The 22124-nt window shown below is 68.1% G+C and carries 15 protein-coding genes; 11 read left to right on the top strand and 4 right to left on the bottom strand.

Annotated elements, in window-relative coordinates:
• Positions 1 to 9: 9 nt before the first annotated feature.
• From AAIB33_RS07925 to AAIB33_RS07905, 5 genes are read left to right on the top strand one after another with little or no spacing between them, the layout of a single operon-like run.
• Positions 10 to 1725 carry an IlvD/Edd family dehydratase gene (locus AAIB33_RS07925; protein WP_345802998.1) on the top strand — a complete coding sequence of 572 codons (1716 nt, stop codon included), beginning with the start codon at positions 10 to 12 and terminating at the stop codon, positions 1723 to 1725.
• A gap of 4 nt (positions 1726 to 1729) precedes the next feature.
• Positions 1730 to 4555, top strand: coding sequence for an FAD-binding and (Fe-S)-binding domain-containing protein (locus AAIB33_RS07920; RefSeq protein ID WP_345802997.1), 2826 nt, complete (start codon positions 1730 to 1732; stop codon positions 4553 to 4555).
• Entirely contained in the window at positions 4552 to 5472 is a 921-nt protein-coding gene (locus AAIB33_RS07915; RefSeq protein ID WP_345802996.1) for an SMP-30/gluconolactonase/LRE family protein, read from the top strand. Before AAIB33_RS07920 ends, AAIB33_RS07915 begins: the two co-directional genes overlap by 4 nt.
• Positions 5469 to 6326 (top strand): fumarylacetoacetate hydrolase family protein, encoded by an 858-nt coding sequence (locus tag AAIB33_RS07910; protein ID WP_345802995.1) that lies wholly within the window; start codon positions 5469 to 5471, stop codon positions 6324 to 6326. The genes AAIB33_RS07915 and AAIB33_RS07910 overlap by 4 nt, the downstream gene beginning before the upstream one ends.
• On the top strand, positions 6323 to 7336 hold the full coding sequence (locus AAIB33_RS07905; RefSeq protein WP_345802994.1) for an alcohol dehydrogenase catalytic domain-containing protein: 1014 nt from the start codon (positions 6323 to 6325) through the stop codon (positions 7334 to 7336). The genes AAIB33_RS07910 and AAIB33_RS07905 overlap by 4 nt, the downstream gene beginning before the upstream one ends.
• Positions 7337 to 7368: 32 nt before the next feature.
• On the opposite strand, the gene AAIB33_RS07900 is transcribed toward AAIB33_RS07905, so the two are convergent.
• On the bottom strand, positions 7369 to 9102 hold the full coding sequence (locus AAIB33_RS07900; RefSeq protein WP_345802993.1) for an AMP-binding protein: 1734 nt from the start codon (positions 9100 to 9102) through the stop codon (positions 7369 to 7371).
• A 29-nt stretch (positions 9103 to 9131) separates the two neighbouring features.
• On the opposite strand from AAIB33_RS07900, the gene AAIB33_RS07895 reads away from it, so the two are divergent.
• Positions 9132 to 11690 (top strand): glycoside hydrolase family 2 TIM barrel-domain containing protein, encoded by a 2559-nt coding sequence (locus AAIB33_RS07895; RefSeq protein ID WP_345802992.1) that lies wholly within the window; start codon positions 9132 to 9134, stop codon positions 11688 to 11690.
• A 43-nt stretch (positions 11691 to 11733) separates the two neighbouring features.
• On the opposite strand, the gene AAIB33_RS07890 is transcribed toward AAIB33_RS07895, so the two are convergent.
• Positions 11734 to 12777: a family 43 glycosylhydrolase gene (locus AAIB33_RS07890; RefSeq protein ID WP_345802991.1), complete on the bottom strand. Its 1044-nt coding sequence runs from the start codon at positions 12775 to 12777 to the stop codon at positions 11734 to 11736.
• The gene (locus tag AAIB33_RS07885; RefSeq protein WP_345802990.1) at positions 12777 to 13820 is read right to left on the bottom strand and encodes a LacI family DNA-binding transcriptional regulator; all 1044 of its coding nucleotides are present in this window, start codon (positions 13818 to 13820) and stop codon (positions 12777 to 12779) included. The genes AAIB33_RS07890 and AAIB33_RS07885 overlap by 1 nt, the downstream gene beginning before the upstream one ends.
• A 284-nt stretch (positions 13821 to 14104) precedes the next feature.
• Between AAIB33_RS07885 and AAIB33_RS07880 the strand changes: the two genes are divergently transcribed.
• From AAIB33_RS07880 to AAIB33_RS07860, 5 genes are all read left to right on the top strand, one after another.
• On the top strand, positions 14105 to 15643 hold the full coding sequence (locus AAIB33_RS07880; protein WP_345802989.1) for an ABC transporter substrate-binding protein: 1539 nt from the start codon (positions 14105 to 14107) through the stop codon (positions 15641 to 15643).
• Between the two features lie 20 nt (positions 15644 to 15663).
• Entirely contained in the window at positions 15664 to 16605 is a 942-nt protein-coding gene (locus AAIB33_RS07875; protein ID WP_345802988.1) for an ABC transporter permease, read from the top strand.
• A complete protein-coding gene (locus tag AAIB33_RS07870) occupies positions 16605 to 18383 on the top strand; it encodes a dipeptide/oligopeptide/nickel ABC transporter permease/ATP-binding protein (protein WP_345802987.1) in 1779 nt (592 codons plus the stop codon). Before AAIB33_RS07875 ends, AAIB33_RS07870 begins: the two co-directional genes overlap by 1 nt.
• Positions 18376 to 19194 (top strand): ATP-binding cassette domain-containing protein, encoded by an 819-nt coding sequence (locus AAIB33_RS07865; RefSeq protein WP_345802986.1) that lies wholly within the window; start codon positions 18376 to 18378, stop codon positions 19192 to 19194. The genes AAIB33_RS07870 and AAIB33_RS07865 overlap by 8 nt, the downstream gene beginning before the upstream one ends.
• Positions 19195 to 19258: 64 nt before the next feature.
• Positions 19259 to 21499 (top strand): family 78 glycoside hydrolase catalytic domain, encoded by a 2241-nt coding sequence (locus tag AAIB33_RS07860; RefSeq protein WP_345802985.1) that lies wholly within the window; start codon positions 19259 to 19261, stop codon positions 21497 to 21499.
• 1 nt (position 21500) lies between these two features.
• Here the strand turns inward: AAIB33_RS07860 and AAIB33_RS07855 are convergent, their stop codons facing one another.
• Positions 21501 to 22112, bottom strand: coding sequence for a TetR/AcrR family transcriptional regulator (locus AAIB33_RS07855; protein WP_345802984.1), 612 nt, complete (start codon positions 22110 to 22112; stop codon positions 21501 to 21503).
• Between the last annotated feature and the right edge of the window lie 12 nt (positions 22113 to 22124).

Below are 22124 nucleotides of genomic sequence, written 5' to 3'. Positions count from 1 at the left end.
TTTGGGTCGATGAGCGAGTTGCGCAGTTCTGAGTGGTACGCGGGCGATGACCGGAATGCGTACATCCATCGGGCGTGGATGCGGCGGGGTGTGCCGTCAACTGCGTTCGAGGGGCGCCCGCAGATCGCGATCGCGAACACCGCATCGGATCTCACGCCGTGCAACTCGCACCTCGATGAGGTCGCACAGGCCGTGAAGAACGGCATCTACGAGGCCGGCGGCATCCCGCTCGAGCTCCCCGTGGTGTCGCTGGGTGAGACGCAGGTGCGGCCGACCGCGATGCTGTGGCGCAACATGGCGGCGATGGCCACCGAGGAGATGCTGCGTGCCAATCCGATCGACGGCGTCGTGCTGCTCGGCGGGTGCGACAAGACGATCCCGTCGCTGCTGATGGCCGCGGCATCCGTCGATCTTCCCGCCGTGGTGGTTCCGGGCGGCCCGATGCTCACCGGCCACTTCCGCGGTGAAGCTCTCGGCTGCGGCACCGACGTGTGGCGACTGTCGGAAGAAGTCCGCGCCGGCACGCTGAGCGACGAGCAGTTCATGAAGAGCGAGTCGTCGATGATCCGCTCGAAGGGTCACTGCAACACGATGGGCACCGCCTCGACGATGGCCCTCGTCGCCGAAGCCCTCGGAACCATCGTTCCGGGTCTCGCCGGTACACCCGCCCCTGATGCTCGACTGCTCGAGGCCGCGCACGAGACGGGCCGGCTGGCGGTGCAGCTGGTCGCGGACGATCGCCGCCCGTCCACGTTCTTGACGAAGGCGAACTTCCACAACGCGATCGTCGCGCTGGCCGCGATCGGCGGGTCGACCAACGCGGTCGTGCATCTCCTGGCGATCGCGGGGCGTCTGGGCATCGAGCTGAGCATCGACGACTTCGACCGGATCGGCGCGCAGGTGCCGCTGCTGGTGAACCTGCAGCCCGCCGGCCGGTACCTGATGGACGACCTGTACCGTGCGGGCGGGTTCCTCGCGGTGATGCGCGAGGTCCGCGACCTGCTGGACCCGGAGGCGCTGTCGATCACGGGGAAGCCGTTCGTGGACTATCTCGAAGACGCGCAGATCTGGGATGCCGACGTCATCACTCCGCGCGAGAGCCCGTTGCAGCCCGCCGCGGGCATCACGGTGCTCCGCGGGTCGCTGGCCCCGGGCGGGGCGATCATCAAACCCGCCGCGGCATCCCCGCACCTGTTGAAGCACCGCGGCAAGGCAGTCGTGTTCGATTCGATCGAGGACTTCCACGCCCGTATCGATGACCCCGATCTTGACATCGACGCCGACAGTGTGATGGTGCTGCGCGGTTGCGGGCCGAAGGGGTACCCGGGGATGCCCGAGGTGTCGAACATGCCGCTGCCGCAGAAGCTTCTCGCGCAGGGTGTGCGTGACATGGTGCGCATCTGCGACGGCCGTATGTCGGGTACCGCGTACGGCACGGTCGTGCTGCACGTGACCCCGGAGGCTGCTGCGGGTGGTCCGCTGGCACTGGTGCAGACGGGGGACTTGATCGAGCTCGACGTGCGCGGCGGCCGTCTCGACCTCGATGTGCCCGCGGACGAGCTCGCGGCCCGCACCCCGAACCGGGCGACCCTCGACGGGTACGCTGCGCCGCGCCGCGGGTGGGAGCGCCTGTATGTCGATCACGTGCTGCAGGCCGACCAGGGTGCCGACCTCGACTTCCTTGTCGGGGCGTCCGGGTCGAAGGTGTCGCGTGAATCGCACTGACCCCATGCTCGCCGGCACCGCCACGCTCACCGCGGTCGACCCGCAACTGGTAGCTGCCATCGAGGCGGTGGGCGCGGCGGTCGGTGTTCGTGCGACGGATCGGCTCGCGGGCGCGCACGATGCGTCGCACTACCTGCTGACCCCGCAGGCCGTGGTGACGCCGACCGATGTCGACGAGGTCGCCCGGGTGATGGCGGCTGCGCGCGCGGTCGGGTCACCGGTGACGTTCCGTTCCGGTGGCACGAGTCTGTCGGGTCAGGCCGGCACGGACCACGTGCTGATTGACACCCGTCACCACTTCCGCCGCATCGACGTGCTCGATGACGGGGAGCGGGTGCGGGTGCAGCCCGGCGCGACGGTCCGAGCGGTGAACACGCGCCTCGCGCGGTACAGGCGCAAGCTGGGACCGGATCCGGCGAGTGAGATCGCGTGCACGATCGGCGGGGTGATCGCGAACAACTCCTCGGGGATGTCGTGCGGCACGCACGCCAACGCGTACCGCACCCTCGAGTCCGCGGTGCTCGTGCTGCCGTCCGGCACCGTGGTCGACACCGGCGCGCCAGGCGCCGTCGAGCGGTTCCGTGAGGCGGAGCCCGAGATTCACGCGGGCCTCGAAACCCTCCGTGACCGTATCCGGAGCAATCCAGAGTCGGTCGAGACGCTGCGGACCCTGCACGCGATCAAGAACACGATGGGGTACGGGCTCAACTCGTTCCTCGACCACGACGACCCGCTCAACATCCTCACCCACCTCGTCGTCGGGTCGGAGGGCACACTCGCGTTCGTCGCCGAGGCCACCTTCCGCACCCTCCCGATCAAGCCGAACCTCGCCACCGGGCTGCTGATGTTCGCGAATCTGCGCGACGCAACAGCGGCGCTCCCGGCTCTGGTCACGGCCGGGTTCGCGACGATCGAACTGCTGGATGCCGCATCCCTGCGTGTCGCGCAGCGCGATCCGGAAGCGACGGCAGACCTCACCGGGCTTGTCGTCGTCGACCACGCGGCGCTCCTGGTCGAGTTCCAGGAGCAATCCGAGGCCGCCCTCGACACGCGCCGTACGACTGCGACCCCGGTTCTCGACGCGCTGCCACTCGTGACGCCGGCCGCACTGTCGACGGATACCGCGACCCGGGCGCAGCTGTGGCACATCCGCAAGGGCCTGTTCACCGCCGTCGCCGGTGCCCGCCCGTCGGGCACGACAGCGCTGCTGGAAGACATCGCCGTACCGGTGGAGCGTCTCGGCGAGACGTGCGAGCAGCTCATCGCCCTGTTCGACAAGCACGGCTACGAGGGAAGCGTCATCTTCGGTCACGCGAAGGACGGCAACATCCACTTCCTCATCAACGAGCGCTTCGACGATCCCGAGAAGCTCGCCCGATATGAGGCATTCACCGAAGACATGGTCGACCTGGTCCTCGCGCAGGGTGGCACGCTGAAGGCCGAGCACGGCACCGGCCGCATCATGGCCCCGTTCGTGCACCGGCAATACGGCGACGAACTCTACGAGGTGATGTGGGAGGTCAAGCGACTCATCGACCCCGGCATGACCCTCAACCCCGGCGTCCTCCTCACCGACGACCCGCACGCCCACACGCGACACCTGAAGACGGCTCCGACCGTCGAGGCCGAGGTGGACCGGTGTGTCGAGTGCGGGTACTGCGAACCGGTCTGCCCGTCGAAGGACATCACCCTCACCCCGCGGGAGCGGATCGTGTTACGCCGCGAGATCCAGCGCGCCCGCGACCGCGGCGACGAGCAGCTCGTCCGCACCCTGCAGGACGAGTACGGGTACGACGGGGTTCAGACCTGCGCCGTCGACGGCATGTGCCAGACCGCATGCCCGGTCCTCATCAACACCGGCGACCTCGTCCGCCGCCTCCGCAAAGAGAACCAGAACGCGGTCGCGCAGACCGGGTGGAACCTCGCCGCGAAGCAGTGGGATGCCGTGTCCGCCGTCGGCGGCGTCGCCCTCACCGTCGCGAACGCCGTGCCCACCGCCCTGCCGGCACTCGCGACGAAGGTCGGCCGCGGCATCCTCGGCGACGACAGCGTCCCTCTCTATACAGAGGACCTTCCAGGCGGCGGGAAGCGGCGCCGCGTGATCGACGCGGAGGAGCCGATCGCTGTGTTCTTCTCGTCGTGCACGAACACGATGTTCGGCCCCGTCGGCGGCGACGGCGCAGCCGAATCGTTCCTGCGCCTGTGCGAACGCGCCGGCGTGCAGGTGCGCACCCCCGACGACCTGCCGTCGCTGTGCTGCGGCACCCCGTGGAAGTCCAAGGGCCTCTCCGACGGGTACAAGACAATGACCGATCGCGTCGCGGCATCCCTCGCCCGCGCCACCGACGGGGGACGCCTGCCCGTCGTGTGCGACGCGTCCAGTTGCACCGAAGGGCTCCACGTCCTCCTCGACGCCGCGAGCCAGGCGAACATCACCGTGGTCGACGCGGTCGCGTTCGTCGACGAGCACGTCCTGCCACACCTGCCCGCGGGCGAGAAGTTCGCTTCGGTCACGGTGCATCCCACGTGTTCGTCCACTCACCTCGGCATCAACGGCGCGCTCACCCGCGTCGCCGCCGCGGCAGCCGAGACCGTGGTCGTCCCCGAGGACTGGGGATGCTGCGGCTTCGCCGGAGACCGCGGGATGCTGCATCCCGAACTCACCCACTCCGCCACCCGCCCCGAAGCAGCCGACGTCGCCGCCGCGAGCTCGGACGTGCACGCCTCCCTCAACCGCACCTGCGAACTCGGCATGACCCGCGCCACCGGCAACCCGTACCGGCACATCCTGCAGGTGCTCGACGACACCCTCACGGAGGCCGCCCGATGACCGCCTACGACCACGCCCCGATGCTCGGGCTCCCGCGCGTCGCCACCGGCATCTCGCACTTCCTCGCCGAGGGGCCGACATGGGACCCGATCCGCGGCCGCATCCTGTGGGTCGACATCATGGACGGTTTCGTCTACTCCGGCCGGTTCGCCCACGGCGGTGCGATCGTCATCGATGAGAAGGTGCAGTTCCCCGACACCGCGGGGGCCGTTGCGGTGTCACAGGCGGGGGAGTGGCTGGTCGCCGGCACCGAGCGTCTCTACACCCGCGGCCTCGACGGCGAGATCACGGCAGGCCCCGACCTGATCGGCGTCGATGGCCGCCGGTTCAATGACGGCAAGCCTGACCCGGCCAGCCGCTTCGTTGTCGGCACCAAGGGGCCGGGCGATGAGCAGTTGATCCAGGTCGGCGCCGACGGCACAGTCACCGTGCTCGATGACGACCTCACCCTCTCGAACGGGCTCGGCTGGACCAAAGACGGGCGCACCTTTTACACCGTCGACACGCTGAGCCGCCGCATCCACGTGCGCGACTACGACCCCGCGACAGGTGAGACGGGTGAGCGGCGCGTGTTCCTCAAGATCACCGACGGGTACCCCGACGGCATGACGATCGACAGCGACGACCACCTGTGGGTGGCGCTGTGGGGTGAGGGATGCGTCATCCGCATCTCGCCCGACGGCAACGTCGTCGGTCGGGTCGACGTGCCCGCTCCGCACACCTCCTGCCCGGTGTTCGCCGGCCCCGACCTCGACACACTTGTCATCACCACCGCCACTGAGGGCATGACCCCCGAAGGCCTCGCCGCCCACCCCCTGTCGGGACGCCTGTTCACCGTCAGGACCGGGCACCGCGGCATCCACCCGAACCTGTGGGCCGGAACGCCCACCGCACTCTCCTTGGAGGAAACAGCATGAAGCTCCTGCGCATCGGCGCCCCCGGCGCCGAGAAGCCCGCCGCACTCGTCGGCGACGACCACTACATCGACCTGTCCGACGTCGTCACCGACTTCGACGAGGCCTTCTTCGGCACGGGCGGGCTCGACCGGATCGCCCCGATCGTCGCCGAGCGCGCCGCGACCGGCGGGCAGCCCATCGGCGACCAGCGCCTGGGCGCCCCGATCGCCCGCCCGCACCAGATCATCTGCGTCGGCCTGAACTACTCCGACCACGCCGCCGAGACCGGGCAGGCCGTCCCCACGGAGCCGATCCTGTTCACGAAGTCGCCGAACGCCCTCGTCGGCCCCAACGACGACGTCCGCATCCCGCGCGGCGCGACCAAGCCCGACTGGGAGGTCGAGCTCGGCATCGTCATCGGCAAGCGCACCAGCTACCTCGACTCGGTCGAGGACGCCCGCGACCACATCGCCGGGTGGGTGCTCGTCAACGACGTGTCCGAGCGGGCATTCCAGATGGAGCGCGGCGGGCAGTGGCTCAAGGGCAAGTCCGCCGAGACCTTCAACCCCGCCGGTCCCTGGCTCGTCACCCAGGACGAGGTCGAGTCGGTCACCGACCTCGGCATGTGGCTCGACGTCAACGACGTGCGCCGCCAGACCGGATCGACGTCGACGATGATCTTCGACCCGTACTTCATCGTCCACTACATCAGCCAGTTCATGGTCCTCGAGCCAGGTGACCTCATCAACACCGGCACCCCTCCCGGAGTCGGCATGGGCTTCACCCCCCAGATCTGGCTGCAGGCCGGCGACGTCATGACCGTCGGCATCGACCACCTCGGCACCCAGCGCCAGAACGTCATCGCACCCCGATGAAAGCCCTCGTCATCACCGGCCCCCACCAGGCCGAAGTGCAGGACGTCGACGCGCCGGTCGCCGCCCCCGGCGAGGTGGTCGTCGATGTGAAGCGCGCCGGGATCTGCGGCACCGACATGGAACTGTTCACCGGTGAGATGGCGTACTACGAGACCCGCCACACCTCGTTCCCGGTACGGATCGGCCACGAATGGATGGGTGTCGTCTCGCAGATCGGCGACGGGGTGGATGCCTCGTGGCTGGGCGCCCGCGTCACCGGAGACACCATGCTCGGCTGCGGCGAATGCCGCCGCTGCCTGCAGGGCCTGCAGCACGTGTGCGACTTCCGCGGCGAACTCGGCATCCGCGACGGAGCGCCCGGCGCACTGGCCGAGCAGGTCGCAGTGCCGGTCACCTCGCTCCACCGCCTGCCGGATTCGGTCGACGACGCGATGGGCGCGATGGTGGAGCCAGGGGGCAACGCCTACCGGTCCGTCGAGGCCGCGAGCCTGAGACCGGGTGACCGGTGCCTGGTGCTCGGACCCGGCACCATCGGACTGTTGTGCGGTCTGTTCGCGAAGGCGGCCGGCGCCGAGGTCCACCTTCTGGGTCGCAGCGAGAGGTCGCTCGCCTTCGCGCGCACTCTCGGGTTCGAGCATGTCTGGACCGAGGAGACGCTGCCTGAACTGCCGTGGGACGCGGTGATCGAGGCATCCAATGCGCAGCATCTCCCCGCAAAGGCCGTCGACCTTGTCGAGCCCGGCAAGAGGCTCGTCTACGTCGGCCTCGCCGGCACGCCGAGCCTCGTCGACACGCGCGAGATCGCACTCAAGGACGTGACTGCGGTCGGGATCCTCAGCGCCTCCCCGGGGCTCGCCGGAACCATCCAGTCATATGCCACCTTTGCGGTCGACCCGAGGCCGCTCATCGCAGCGACGCTGACCCTCGAAGACCTCCCCGCCGTACTCGCGGGGCACCGGCCGGTTGGGGCAGGAAGCGGTCCCAAGTTCCACGTCGCGATCGGAGGGTGACCGCAGCCCGGCTTGCGCGAATCTGGACGGACTCAGCGGGCCCTTTTGAACTCCGCGAAGTCGTCGTCGCGGTACTCGCCCTCGGCCCGTGCGGTCGCGGCGTCCTCCCGGGCCCGCAGCTCGGCCCGGCGGATCTTGCCCGAGATCGTCTTGGGCAGTTCCGCGAACTCGATGCGCCGCACGCGCAGGTATGGGGCGAGTGTCTCGCGCGCGTGCTTCAGGATCTCGAAGGCGGTGTCGGCCGTCGGCTCCCATCCGGCCGCGAGCGCGACGTAAGCCTTGGGGATGGCGTGCCGCGTCTCGTCCGGTGCGGGCACCACCGCGGCTTCGGCGACGGCGGGGTGCTCGATGAGCGCGCTTTCGAGTTCGAACGGCGAGATCTTGTAGCCGGATGCTTTGAAGACGTCGTCGGTGCGACCGACATAGGTGAGGTAGCCGTCGGCACCCCGTGATGCGATGTCGCCCGTGTGGTAGTAGCCGTCTGCCATGACGTCCGCGGTGCGCTCGGGGTCGTCTGCGTACCCGGTCATGAGGTTTCGCGGTGTCTTGGACAGGTCGAGGCAGATCTCGCCTTCGTCGGTCTCCTCACCGGTGAGCGGATCGATGAGCACGACCGGCACGCCGGGAAGCGGGCGGCCCATCGAACCGAAGACGACGTCGGATCCTGGGGTGTTCCCGACCTGCGCCGTGGTCTCGGTCTGCCCGTATCCGTCGCGGATCGTGAGGCCCCAGGCATCCTGAACGCGGGTGATGACTTCGGGGTTGAGCGGCTCGCCGGCGCCGACGAGTTCGCGCAGCGACCCCTTGCCGCCGGTGAGGTCGGCCTGGATCAGCATCCGCCACACCGTCGGGGGAGCGCAGAAGCTCGTGATGTCGGCGCGGCGGATCTGGTGCAAGAGCGCTGCGGCCTCGAACCGGGAGTAGTTGTAGACGAACACGGTCGCCTCGGCGAGCCACGGGGTGAAGAAGCAGCTCCACGCGTGCTTCGCCCACCCGGGGGAGCTGATCGTCAGCTGCACATCCCCGGGCCGCAGGCCCAGGTAGTAGAGGGTCGAGAGGTGCCCGACGGGGTAGGAGTACTGGGTGTGCTGCACGAGCTTCGGCTTGCGGGTCGTGCCCGACGTGAAGTACTTCAGCAGCGGATCGCCGGGCGCGGTGCGCGTCTCGAACGGTGCGGCGGCCGTGAGTTCGGCCGCCTGCGCGTAGTCGGTCCACCCGTCGGCGTCGCCGATCGAGATGCGCAGGTAGTCGCCGGGCACATCGTCGAATTTGCCCGTGTCGGCGGGGTTCGCGATCACCGCCCGCGCGCGGCTGCGTTCGACCCGGTCGGCGAGGTCCGCGGTGCCGAGGGCCGTCGTAGAAGGGACGAGCACCGCGCCGAGCTTCATCACGGCGAGCATCGACTCCCAGAGCTCGACCTGGTTGCCGAGCATGAGTACGACCGAGTCGCCGCGGCCGATGCCTTGCTGCTCGAGCCACCGCCCGACCTGGTCGGAGCGGCGCGCCATGAGGTCGAACGAGTACTTCGCCTCGGAGCCGTCCTCCTCCACGATCCACAGCGCCGTCCGGTCGCTCCCGCGCGCGATGCGGTCGAACCAGTCGATCGCCCAGTTGAACCGGTCACCGACATCCGGCCACTCGAACGACGCAAGGGCGGCTTCGTAGTCCTCTCGCGCCGTGACATGACGATCGCGGGCGGCGCGCAGCGCGGCGTGCGCGAAGTCCTCCCGTTGCTCATCGCCGGGGTGAACGTTGCTGTCGGCCACCTGCTCCTCCTCGAGTATGTGCCGTGTGATTGCCGGCGTCGCCGCCGCCGTCGATGATTCTAGCTGTATTTCGCACACATGGGTGGTTTTCGTTTAGCATCGTCATGAGATCCAGCGGAGCGGCCCTGCCGCGACGCATGACAGAAGGAGCGGCGAGGATGCTGCGCACACCGTTCAACGATGGCTGGACGATCGCCCCCAAGCAATCCCTGTTCGCGGCGGCGCTCGCGCCGACGTCGCCTCTGGCGGTGGTGCTGCCGCACGACGCGATGCGCGACCTTCCACGCTCGGCTGCCAGCCCGAATGGAAGTCATTCCGGATACTTCCCCAGCGCTCACGTCGTCTATGAAAAGGCGTTCCACGCCCCGGCGGACTGGGCGGGCCAGACGATCGTGGTCGAGTTCGACGGCGTGTACCGTGACGCCGTCGTCTCGCTCAACGGTGACTTCATTGCGCAGAGCCCGTCCGGGTACAGGCCGTTCTCGGTCGACCTCACGTCGCGGATCATGACGGGCACGCAGAACACGCTCCGAGTCGAGGCCCGCGCACACCAGGACAGCCGCTGGTACACCGGGGTCGGGATCTATCGGGATGTGTGGCTCGCCGTCGCGGACGCCGTCCACATCCCCCTCGGCGGTGTCGCCGTCACCACGCCGGAGATCTCGGACGACCTGGCCGTCGTCGCCGTCGCGACCCCGATCCGCAACGACTCGCGGCACCAGCGCACCGTCCGGCTTCTGTCGTGGGTGATGGACGCCGAGGGGGCTGTCGTCAGCGAGAAGTCGGTTCCAGTCACGATCCTGCCCGGAGAACCGGCGATCGTACGCGTCTCGCACTTCATTCGCGATCCACGTCGGTGGGACCTGGATGACCCTCATCTGTACCGCTGCGCGAGCACCGTGGTCGATGAGATCGGCGAGCCCCTCGACAGCGATGAGACGACGTTCGGCGTCCGGTCCCTCCAGGTCGATCCGATCCACGGCCTCCGTGTCAATGGCCGGACGGTGAAGCTGCGCGGCGGCTGCATCCATCACGACAACGGCCCCCTCGGCGCGGCCGCGATCCGGGCGGCGGAGCGGAGGAAGGCCGAGCGGCTCAAGGCCGCAGGGTTCAACGCAGTCCGCAGCGCCCACAACGGCGCGAGCCGCGCGTTCCTCGACGCGTGCGACGAGGTGGGGCTGCTCGTGATCGACGAGCTCACCGACGTGTGGACCGTGGGGAAGAGCAGCTTCGACTCGTCGCTCAGCTTCCCCGAATGGTGGGAGCGCGATGTCGAGGCTCTCGTGCGCAACGGTCGCAACCACCCCAGTGTCATCATGTATTCGATCGGCAACGAGATCCTCGAGATCGGCCGGCCCGGCGCCGCTATCTGGGGGCGCCGTCTCGCCGAGACGGTCAGGGCGCTCGACCCCACCCGCCCGATCACGAACGCCGTGAACGCCCTCGTTTCGATGATCGACTCCCGAGTCAACGCGCACGACGAGTCCATCGCACTCGACTTCAACACGATCCTCAGCGCAGACGGCTCGGCCGGGATCGGCACATCCGAGACCGCGACACGACTGACCGAGGAGACCCACGCCCAGGTCGACGTCGCGGGCATCAACTACTCAGAGGCACGCTACGACCTCGACGCCGAGATCTTCCCGGATCGCGTGCTCGTCGGCACCGAGACATTCCCCGGCCGTCTCGACCGACTGTGGACGCTCGTGGAGAAGTACCCCCAGGTGATCGGCGACTTCGTGTGGACGGCGTGGGATCACCTCGGCGAGGCGGGCACGGGTCGTGCGGTCTACGCCGACGATCCGGTGAAGCCGGTCGGAATGGCATCTCCGTACCCATGGATGCTGTCGCAGGCCGGGACGATCGACATCAACGGCAACCGGCGACCGATCTCCTACTGGCGCGAAACGGTCTGGGGACTCCGTGACGAACCTTTCATCGCCGTGCATCGGCCGCAGGGCCACGGCCGGCAGCTCACGGTCGGGCGATGGGCGTGGGACGACGTGCTCCCGAGCTGGGCGTGGGACGTCGAGGAAGGCTCCCCGGTCATCGTCGACGTGTATTCGGATGCCGACGAGGTCGAGCTTCTGCTCGACGGGGAGAGCCTGGGCGCAGCGCCGGTCGGCATCGATGTCGGCGGCCACCAGCGCGACTTCATCGCGCGCTTCGAGACCGAGTTCCGCCGTGGCGTGCTCACAGCCGTGGCTCGACGCTCCGCCCGCGAAGTCGGACGGACCGAACTGTCGAGCCTCGACGGCGCCGTGGCGCTGCGGGCCGATGTCGAGCGCGACCGGATCGGGGCGGACCCCGAAGAGCTCGTGTACATCGACCTCGCTCTGAGCGACGCGGCGGGAACCATCGCCGTCGACGAGAGCGTCGACGTCGTCGTGACGGTCGAGGGTCCCGGCGCGCTCGTCGCGCTGTCGAGCGCGAAGCCCGACGACGAGGAGCCCTTCGCCGGCGACACTCATCGCACTCACGAGGGACGCCTTCAGGCTATCGTGCGGCCGACCGGAGTCGGCGAGATCCGCGTCCTTGCGCACTCGGAACGTGGCGACGCAGAGGTCGTGGTGCGCGCGGAGTGAGCGGCGCGCACCGCCCCGGTCCACTGCGACCGCTGCAGGGGGTTCAGTCGAAGTCCTCAACCCGCCATTCGTCGAGCCAGTCGATCCTCGGCACATCGCCGTCGAACCGGATCGGGAGCCACACGTAATCGGCGATCGACGTGTCGACGACGACCGACGCGGACGCCGAGTCCGGCGTGATCGTCTCGCCGGCGAACATGCGGCGGAACTCGTCCTGCGCCTGGTTGGCGATCTCGGCGGAGACGTTCGGGAGCCAGCGATCCGCCAACGCGATGTACAGGTCCTTCTTGTGCGGGTGCTTGAACACGGAGGTGATCTGCGAGCGATACGACGTCCCGGTGGAGTCGCCGGGATGAGGATCGCCGAGGACGACCCACGGGCCGTGGAATGTCTCGGCGGCGGCGACCTCAGATCGATTCGGGAAGTATGCCGAGGTCCCCGACGTGATGAGGTAGTGACGATCCCCGCGACGGAAGTACGCCGGCGCTTCGCGCACGTCGGGTGGACGGTGCAGGGGGAAGTGCGTCGAGTAGTACCCGGTGACCCCGGTGTAGTCGTCGGTGAGATCGGCGCAGATCAATTCGCTGTGCACGCGCTCGAAGTAGTAGTAGGCCTTGCCGTCGTCGGGTGCGACGACGAGATCGAAGTCGCCTGCGCTCATGCTGAGCGGCCGGAGTCCCGTGGCGACGATCTCGTACGGGCCGAGGAGGTCGTCGGCGACGAGCACCGTCGAGGTCTGCTCGTGCCCTGCGGTCATGATCTTCAGCCAGCACACCCACTTGCCTGTCCGCTCGTTGCGGATGATGTGCGGCCGGTCCATCAACTTCGCCGGATGCAGCGGAGAGTCGGGTTCGTCAGGCGCGGGCGGGATGATCAGACCCTCGTCGACCCAGTTGTAGAGATCGTCGGATGAATAGCACCGGACGCCCCAGTGCCAGATCCCGCTCCCTGGCGTCGTGCGCTCCTTGTTCTCGCCATACCAGTAGAACCGGCCGTCGTGGTGGAGCATCGACCCGCCGTGGGCCTGGATCCGGTTTCCGTTCGTGTCGCTCCAGACCGAGCCTGGGCGGATGGAGCCGTATGCCATCAGTTGGTTCGCTGTTCGTCGGTGCCTTCGGCGGTCGGAGCGCCGGTCGTGCCGCGGACGATGAGCGAAGGCGCGATCGCGTGGGTGATCGGCTTCGTGCGGCCATCGATCCGCTCGCGCAGCAGCCGTGCCGCCGTCGCGCCGTTCGTCTCACCCGACGGGTCGATCGTCGTGAGGGCGATCTGCGGCAGGTCGCCGACGGCGATGTTGTCGGCCCCCACGACGGAGAGATCGCCGGGCACTTTCAGCCCACGCTCGTGGGCGGCGCGAAGCACGCCGAGGGCAACAGTGTCGGTTCCCGCGAAGATCGCTGTGGCAGGCCGATCGCGATCGATGGCGAGAAGCGCGCCGCGGTATCCGCCGTCCTCGGTGTACTCGGTGACGACGAGATCCGGTTCGATGCCGTGTTGCTTCATCGCGGCGAGATACCCATCTGCGCGCGCGGTCTGCGGCAGCACCGATGGACGACGGAGACCCGCTGTCGGCATCGAGATGTGCGCGATGCGCGTGTGGCCGAGACCGACGAGATGCTCGACGGCAAGGGCCGATCCCGCGGCGTCGTCGTCTACGACGGTGTCGAAGCCGCGTCCTCCACCATGACGGCCGATGAGCACCATCGGGACGCTTGCCCCGATCGTCTCAAGCGTGTCGTGCGAAAGTCCGGGGGCGACGAGGATCAGCCCGTCGACTCCGCGGTTGAGCATCGCTTCAACCCCCCGTTGCTGCTTCTCCGGGGACGGACCGGCTGGTCCGATCAGGATGTCGAGCGCCGAGTCGTCGAGGGTGCTCTCGATGCCGTCGAGAACACGGACCACACTCAGCGAGCGAACGTCGGCGATCACCCCGAGCGAGTGCGATCGGCCCCTCAACGACCGGGCGGCGGAGCTGGGCCGATAGCCCAGCTCCGCGATCGCCGCCGTCACCTTCTCCCGCATCGCGGGACTGACGCCGTAGCCGTTGTTGAGCACTTTCGAGACGGCGGCGGGGGAGACGCCGGCGGATCGGGCGACATCCGAGATCGTCGCGCGCGGCGCAGTCGCCATCGGGTCTCCTTCGCACACCGGTGCCGGACTCCGCGAACTGTCGCGGCGGCTAGGACGGTTCTATCATGCGTTGGCCTAGGATGTAAATCGTTACACGAATTCAGCCAATGCGCGTTGACTTGTTCATTCTAGATGTGCCACACTGCAGGACGTCGGGTGTGAATCGATTCACGATCTCGCCCACGCAGCACCATACGAATCCACGTCGCGGTCACTGACGGTCGTGGCGAACAGCAGTCCCGGCGAGAGCGGCGGGACCGAAGTGTCGAGGAGGACACATGTCCATGAGGAGAAGCAGTGCTCTTGCGGTGTTCGCAGGAGCCCTGTCCCTGACAGTGCTCGCCAGCGGGTGCACCGCTGGTGGAAGTGGTGACAACACGGCGGCGCAGGAGTCCGGCAAGGCGGAGCTCGTGCTGGGTATGGAGGCCGATCTTCCCGGCTGGGATCCCGCGAAGCTCCTTCCGGGGTCGGTCGCATGGGCTGCGCAGGCCGTGTACGACACGATCCTGACGTGCGACGAGAAGGGTGGGATCTCCGCCGGGCTCGCCGAGGAGTGGGAGTTCTCTGACAACAACACCAAGCTCACGCTTCAGATCCGGGATGGTGTCGAGTTCAGCGATGGAACCGCTCTCGACGCCGCTGCGGTGAAGGCGACGCTCGACTACGAGTTCACCTCGCCCGGCGGCCAGAGCTTCTTCGCCGGGGTGACGGCGGAGGCCCCGGATGAGAACACCGTTGTCATCACGACGCCCCAGCCGAAGCCGTTCCTGACGTCCTACCTGTGCCTCGGCACCGGTGTCGTCGCGAGCCCGACATATCTCGCCTCGGGTGACCTCGACTCCGAGCCCGTCGGCTCGGGCCCGTACACGTACGACCTGGCGAACTCGACGCCTGGCGCGGAGTATGTCTTCACAAAGAACCCCGACAACTGGAACGCCGACGCGTACCCGTACGAGAAGCTCGTGCTCAAGGTGCTCGCCGACACCACCGCCCGCGTCAACGCACTCAAGACCGGGCAGATCTCCGGTGCAGTGCTCCCGCCCTCGACCCTCGCTGAGCTGCAGTCCGCGGGCACGGCGTCCATTCCCCAGCAGGGAACCTGGTCGGGCCTGCTGATCAACGACCGTGACGGAAAGATCGTGCCCGCGCTCGGCAATGCCGACGTCCGCCGTGCGATCAACATGGTCTTCGACAAGGCGGCGATCGCCGAGAAGCTCTACCAGGGTCAGGCCGAGCCCACGTCGCAGATCTTCCGCGCCGGCAGCGACGCGTGGATCGACGGCCTCGAGGACCCGTACCCGTACGACCTCACCGCGGCCAAGGAGCTCATGGAAGAGGCGGGGTACGCGGACGGATTCGACATGGAGCTTCCGTACATCGCGAATTTCGGTCTCGACTCGGCCATGCCCGTCGTCATCGACGGTCTGAAAGAGCTCAACATCAACGTGACCCAGGTCACGCTCGCGGGCCAGACTGCGCTCCTCGACCTCCTGAGCGGCAAGTACCCGGTCATCTTCTGGCCGCTGGGCAACCACGGTGACTCACGGATCACGATCGACGGCGCAATCGTCCCGACGGCGATCTGGAACACGTCCCACGTCAGCGACCCGACGGTCGACGAACTGTGGAACACGATCCTGACGACTCAGGGCGACGAGTCCAAGGCTGCGCAGCAGGAGCTGAACCAGTACGTCATCGACCAGGCATGGTTCTCGCCGTGGGTCTACGTGAGCACGTTCTTCATGTTCGATGACTCCAAGGTCGGCATCGACAAGAGCTCCGACCCGAACCAGCTTGCACCGCTTCTGAGCGACTTCAAGTAACCAGCAGAGGTCGCGCTTCGATGCTCAAGCTCACCGCAGCAAACGTTCTGAGGGCTGTCGCCGTCTTCTTCGTCGTCACGCTCACGACCTTCGTGCTCGTGTACGCGAACCCGATGGCGATCGCCCGGAACCTCATGGGGATCAACGCGACCGAGGCGGCGGTCCAGGCCAAGGCAGAACAGCTTGGCCTGGACCAGCCGGTCCTCCAGCAATACTGGCAGTGGTTGCAGGCGCTCTTCCGGGGCGACCTCGGCACCTCCTACTACACCGGCCAGGAAGTCACCGACACCCTGGCGATCCGACTTCCCGTCACCCTGGCGATCATGATCGTCGTCCTGCTCCTCACGATCGTCTTCTCGGTCGTGGTCGGCGCCGTGGCAGCGACCCGTGGCGGATGGGTCGACCGGATGCTGCAGTTCATCTCGGTGGCGTTCTCCGCCGTCCCGTCCTTCATCGTCGCGATCGTCCTGGTCTTCGCGTTTGCGATCGCGCTGCCCATCTTCCCCGCGACCGGCTATGTCCCCATCGAGGATGGCCTGGGCGCCTGGGCCGCCTCGATCGCTCTGCCGGTCACGGCGATCCTGCTCGGCTCGGTCGCCAGCGCCGCGGCTCAATTCCGCAGCGCAGTGAAGGACGTGCTCGACCGGGACTTCGTCCGCACGCTCCGTGCACGGGGAGTGCCGGAGCGACTCATCATCTACAAGCACGTGCTGCGCAGCGCCGGCGGACCGGGGCTCACCGTGCTGGCGCTGCTGACCGTCGGACTCGTGGGCGGCGTGGTCATCATCGAGCAGGTGTTCGCCCTTCCTGGCATGGGCGCTCTCGTCACGACCGCCTCCTCCGGCGGCGACATCCCCGTGGTCATGGGCTGTGTGGCCGTCACCGTGATCCTCGTGTCGATCGTGAATCTGCTTGCGGACCTCGCGACGGCCGCGCTCAACCCGAAAGTGAGGGCTGCGTGATGGCTCAGCCGCTCGAAGGCGTCGTCGACTCGGCGCCGCAACCCGCCACCCCGGCACGCCAGCACTGGATTCAGCGACTCCTGCGCAACCCGGTCGCCATCGCGTGCCTGGTCTTCCTGCTCGTCATCATCGTCATCGGTATCGCGAGCCCGCTGCTGGCGCCCTACGGACCCAACGACTCAGAACTCGACGCGGTCAACGCGCCGCCGTTCACACCTGAGCACCTCCTCGGCGGCGATGGTTCCGGTCGCGACATCCTCTCCCGGCTGATGTGGGGCACGCAGCGGACGCTCCTCGCCTGCGTGATCCTCCTCATCACCGCACTCATCGCGGGCGTGCCGACCGGACTCATCGCCGGGTATCGGCGGGGGTCATTCGACACCAGCGTGAGCTGGGTCAACGACGTCATCATGACTATGCCCGGCATCGTCCTGCTCATCGCGCTGTATTCGCTCACGGGGCCCAACATCGCCCTGGCAATGCTCGTGCTCGGCATCCAACTCTCCCCGGGCTACTACCGCCTCGTCCGCGGAGTCGTCTTCGGCGTCCGGGAAGAGCTCTATGTCGACGCGGCCAAAGTCGTCGGCCTTTCGGACTCCCGCATCGTCGGCCGCCATATCCTGTGGGCGGTGCGCGCCCCCATCATCATTCAGAGCGCGTTCGTCCTTGCGGGCGGCATCGCGATCACCGCCGCGCTGGACTACCTCGGGTTCGGCAACCCGGCGGAGGCGTCGTGGGGCGGGATGCTGGAGGAGGCGTTCGGAAACATCTACGCGAATCCGCTCAGCGTCATCTGGCCCGCAACGCTCATCTCGCTCACGATCCTCGCGTTCGTGCTGATGGGCAACGCCCTCCGGGACGCGCTTCAGCCGGGAGTCGCGCGCCGACCCCTCACGAACGACGAGCGGAAGGCCTTGGTGGACCGCGCGACGAGCTCCTCGGCCGCACGCGACGCGACGGCGGCGCGGGGCACCCTCCTGTCCGTCCGCGGCTTGCGTGTCGGATACCCCGTCGACGCTGGCCGGGTCACCGAGGTCGTCCGCGAGGTGGATCTCGACGTGCGGCGGGGCGAGATCCGCGGTCTTGTCGGCGAATCCGGATCGGGCAAGACGCAGACAGCCTTCGCCATCATCGGAATCCTGAGTCCAGAAGCGTTGGTTCTGGGTGGTGCCGTCGTCTTCGACGGCATGGACTTCGTCGCGGACAGCGCGGCCCAGGCGCACGCCCGCGGGCGTCGGATCGCCTACATCCCGCAGGAGCCGATGTCGAACCTCGACCCCTGCTTCACCGTCGGGTCCCAGTTGGTCGCCGGCCTGCGGGCGGTGAAGAAGATATCCCGCGCGGATGCCAAGCGCGAGATCCTCGCCCTCCTCGACCGCGTCGGGATCAAGGATCCGGTTGCGGTGTTCAACCTCTTCCCGCACCAGATCTCCGGCGGCATGGCGCAGCGCGTGCTCATCTGCGGCGCGGTCGCCGCGGATCCGGATCTCATCATCGCCGACGAGCCGACCACGGCGCTCGACGTGACCGTGCAAGCCGAGGTGCTCGACCTTCTGCGCGAACTGCGCGACGAGCGAGGGCTCGGGATGATCCTCGTGACGCACAACTTCGGCGTCGTCGCCGACCTGTGCGACACCGTGAGCGTCATGAAGGACGGCCGCATCGTGGAGTCCGGCACGGCGCTCGACATCTTCCGGGCGCCCCAGCAGCCGTACACGAAGGAGCTGCTCGCATCGACACGAGCAGTCGATCTCGAGGAGTCGAGCACGGATGTCTGACACAGGACTGCACATCGAGGATCTGCGCGTCACCTACCGCCGCGGCCGCAAGAGAATAGACGTGATCAAGGGGGTGACCTTCGACGTCGCTGCCGGCGAGACCCTCGGACTCGTGGGGGAGTCGGGGTCGGGCAAGACCACGATCGGTCGCGCCCTTCTCGGACTCGCCCCCGTGACGGGCGGAAAGGTCACGTTCCAGGGCAAGGACATCACACGCCTCACCCGCTCGCAGCGTCGCGCCATCGCCAATGACGTCCAAGTGGTCTTCCAGGACCCCTACTCGTCCCTGAACCCGTCGATGACGATCGAGAGCATCCTCGTCGAGCCGCTCCGAGTGTCGGGCGTCGCGGGCGCGCGTGCGCGGGTGCGGGAGCTTCTTGACCAGGTCGGACTGCCCGCCGACAGCGGATCGAGATTCCCGAAGGAGTTCTCCGGCGGTCAGCGCCAGCGCATCGCGATCGCCCGCGCGCTCGCCCTGCGGCCCGCACTCATCGTGTGCGACGAGCCGACCAGCGCGCTCGACGTGACCACCCAGGCGCGCGTGCTGAAGCTGCTCAAGGACGTCCAGAACGAGACGGGCGCCTCCTATCTGTTCATCAGCCATGACCTCGGCGTCGTCCGCGAGATGAGCGACCGGATCGCAGTGCTCAATGACGGCAGGATCGTCGAGCTCGGCGACAGCGAACAGGTGTCGCTGCGCCCCGCAGATCCGTATACCAAGCGCCTGCAGCTGGCCACACCGGTGCCCGACCCCGTCATCCAAGCGGAGCGACGCTCCCGCCGCCGTGCGCTGCTCGCCGGCGGCGCGTGAACCGGCTGCGCGGCATCCGATTCACACTATGCACCAGGGAGTTGCATTGCTCGATGCGAGCGCCATGATCACAGCAGATGCCGAAAGATCCGCGGCCATCATCCTGTCGGGCCGATTCCATCTCGACCACCCGGTCGACAGGGTTCGATCGGCGGTTCTGCGTGCGACGGCTCACGGGGTGTACGAGGCACGGCTCAATGGGCGCGCGGTGTCGGAGGCGGTGCTCTCGCCGGGCTGGTCGTCGTACGAATGGCGCCTTCCGGTGAGCTCCGACCCCGTCGAGCACCTCCTCCGCGCCGAGAACACGATCGAGGTCCTGCTCGGGAACGGCTGGTGGCGTGGTGACCTCGGCTTCGCAGACGCGAAGGTCCGCTACGGCGACGATCTCGGCTTCATCGCGGAAATCGAGATCGCGTACGCCGACGGGACGACGCAGCGCATTGTGACGGACGAGAGGTGGACGGCATGGACGAGCGACGTCGTCTCGAACGACCTCTACAACGGCCAGCGCATCGATGCCCGGCTGCGGCAGGGACGCGACGCGCTCGCGGTTCGCGAGGTCGCGTTCGACCGAGCGACGCTCGTTCCACGGGTAGGCCCCGCCATCACGCGTCAGGGCCTGCTCCGCCCGACGCGCACCTTCATCTCCCCTTCCGGGGTCACGCTCGTCGACTTCGGACAGAACCTCGTCGGGTGGGTCCGGCTCCGTGCGCGCGGTGCGCGCGGTGCAGCGGTCATGTTGCGCCATGCCGAGGCCCTCGACGAGGGCGAACTCGCGATCAGGCCTCTACGGTCCGCCGAGGCGACCGACGTCTTCGTGCTCTCGGGCGGCGACGACGAATTCGAGCCGACGCTGACCTTCCACGGCTTCCGTTACGTCGAAGTGACCGGCTACCCCCGCGCGATCACCTCTGATGACCTCGAGGCGATCGTCGTCCACTCGGACCTTCGCCGCACGGGCCGGTTCTCGTGCTCGTCCGACCTCGTGAACCGCCTCGTCGAGAACTCGGTCTGGTCGCAGCGAGGCAACTTCCTGTCGCTGCCGACCGACTGCCCGCAGCGCGATGAGCGGCTCGGGTGGACCGGAGACATCGCCGTATACGCCGCAACGGCGTGCACGCAGTTCGACGTCGCCGACTTCCTCCACGATTGGCTCCTCGACCTCGCCGCCGAGACCGCCCACGCCGACGGTCGAGCCGTGCCCGCCGTCGTCCCCGACGTGCTGAAGTTCGGGCCTGGCGGTGGACCGCACCTCATGCGCGATCTGCCGACGGCGATCTGGGGCGATGCGGCCGTATGGGTCCCCCAGGCGCTGTGGCACGCCTACGGCGACCGCGACCGGCTCGCGGAGCACTACCCGGCGATGACGCTGCATCTCGAATCCGTGATCGCGCAGCTCTCGCCGACAGGCCTCTGGGATCGCGGCTTTCAATGGGGCGATTGGCTCGATCCGGATGCCCCGCCCGAGGATCCCGGCCGGGCCAAGGCGGATGCCGGCCTGGTGGCGACGGCATGTCTTGTGCGCTCGGCGGACTTCGCGGCCGAGGCGGCGCGGATCCTCGGCCATGAAGAGGACCGCATCCGCTGGGAGAACCTCGCCGCGGACACACGTGCCGCCTTCATGCGCCGCTTCGTCGACGCGTCCTCCGCTCGGCTGACCTCCGACGCGCCGACGTCCTACGCGCTCGCGATCGTGTTCGGCGTACTCGAGGGTGAGGCCCTGCTGGAGGCGGGTGATCGCCTGGCACAGCTCGTCCGCGACAGCGGGTTCGTCGTGACGACCGGGTTCGCGGGGACGCCGTATGTCACGTGGGCGCTGTCCGAGACCGGTCACGTGGACGAGGCCTACCGCCTGCTGCTGCAGACCGAATGCCCCTCGTGGCTCTACCCCGTGACGATGGGTGCGACGACCATCTGGGAGCGCTGGGACTCGATGCTCCCGGACGGCTCGATCAACCCCGGGGAGATGACGAGCTTCAATCACTATGCGCTCGGAGCGGTCGTCGACTGGCTCTACCAGGTGGTCGCCGGCATCCGCCCCGCTTCACCGGGCTATGCGAGGCTTCGGCTGGCTCCGACTCCCGGACCTGGCCTGGACTGGGCGTCCGCGACGCTCGAGACCCCTGCCGGCGTCGTGGAATCCGGGTGGGAGCGACGGGACGGCATCATCCACGTGCGCGTCGTCGTCCCTCACGGCGTCGAGGCGGAGGTCGCGCTGCCGGACGGCACGGCGCGCCGCGTGGACGGCGGAGTACGCCACTTCACCTGCGCGGATCCGGTCACGCAGGATGTCGCCCGATGCTAGGTCACAGCTCCACGGTCAGAAGGACGGACGTATATGTGCGCAGTTCCGCGGCGATGTCGATCGAGCGCTTGCGCAGCCAGAGCGACTGCAGGCCGAGCGTCGTCGAGAGAAGCAGCCGTGCGGCGACATCGGGACTGATCTCGGCGCGCAGCTCACCTCGATCCGCCATCGTTGTGAACGCCTTCGTGAGCAGGTCCTCAGCGCGCAGGTACAGATCGCTGAAGTACTTGTGCGCGGGGTGGTCCGACGAAATGGCTTCGGCGGCGAGAATCGCCTCCAGTTCGACCAGCGCGGGTGTGCCTGTGTTCTCGCGGACGGAGTCGACCCACGCGCGGATGACATCGATGCCGACGGGGTGCCCGCGGCGGGCACGCTCGAGCGCGTCTTCCTCGCGCCACTGGAGCACGGCCTCCAGTAGGTCGACTTTGGTGGGGAAGTGGTGCCGCATTCCCGCGTGGGTCATGCCGGCGCGCTCGGCGACAGTGCGGAGGCTGCCGTCGCGAAAGCCGGATTCGGAGAACACCTCGACCGCGGCGGCGATGATCTCCTTGCGGCGCTGCGCCGACTTCGCGTACTCGCCGCGCAATCGCCGCGTCGTGTCGGATGTCGTCATGGTTCCGTGGTT

This window comes from Microbacterium sp. AZCO, from assembly GCF_039614715.1.
Taxonomy (GTDB): Bacteria; Actinomycetota; Actinomycetes; order Actinomycetales; family Microbacteriaceae; genus Microbacterium.
Note: the sequence above shows the minus strand (reverse complement) of the source record. Positions and strands in the feature narration are given on the sequence as shown.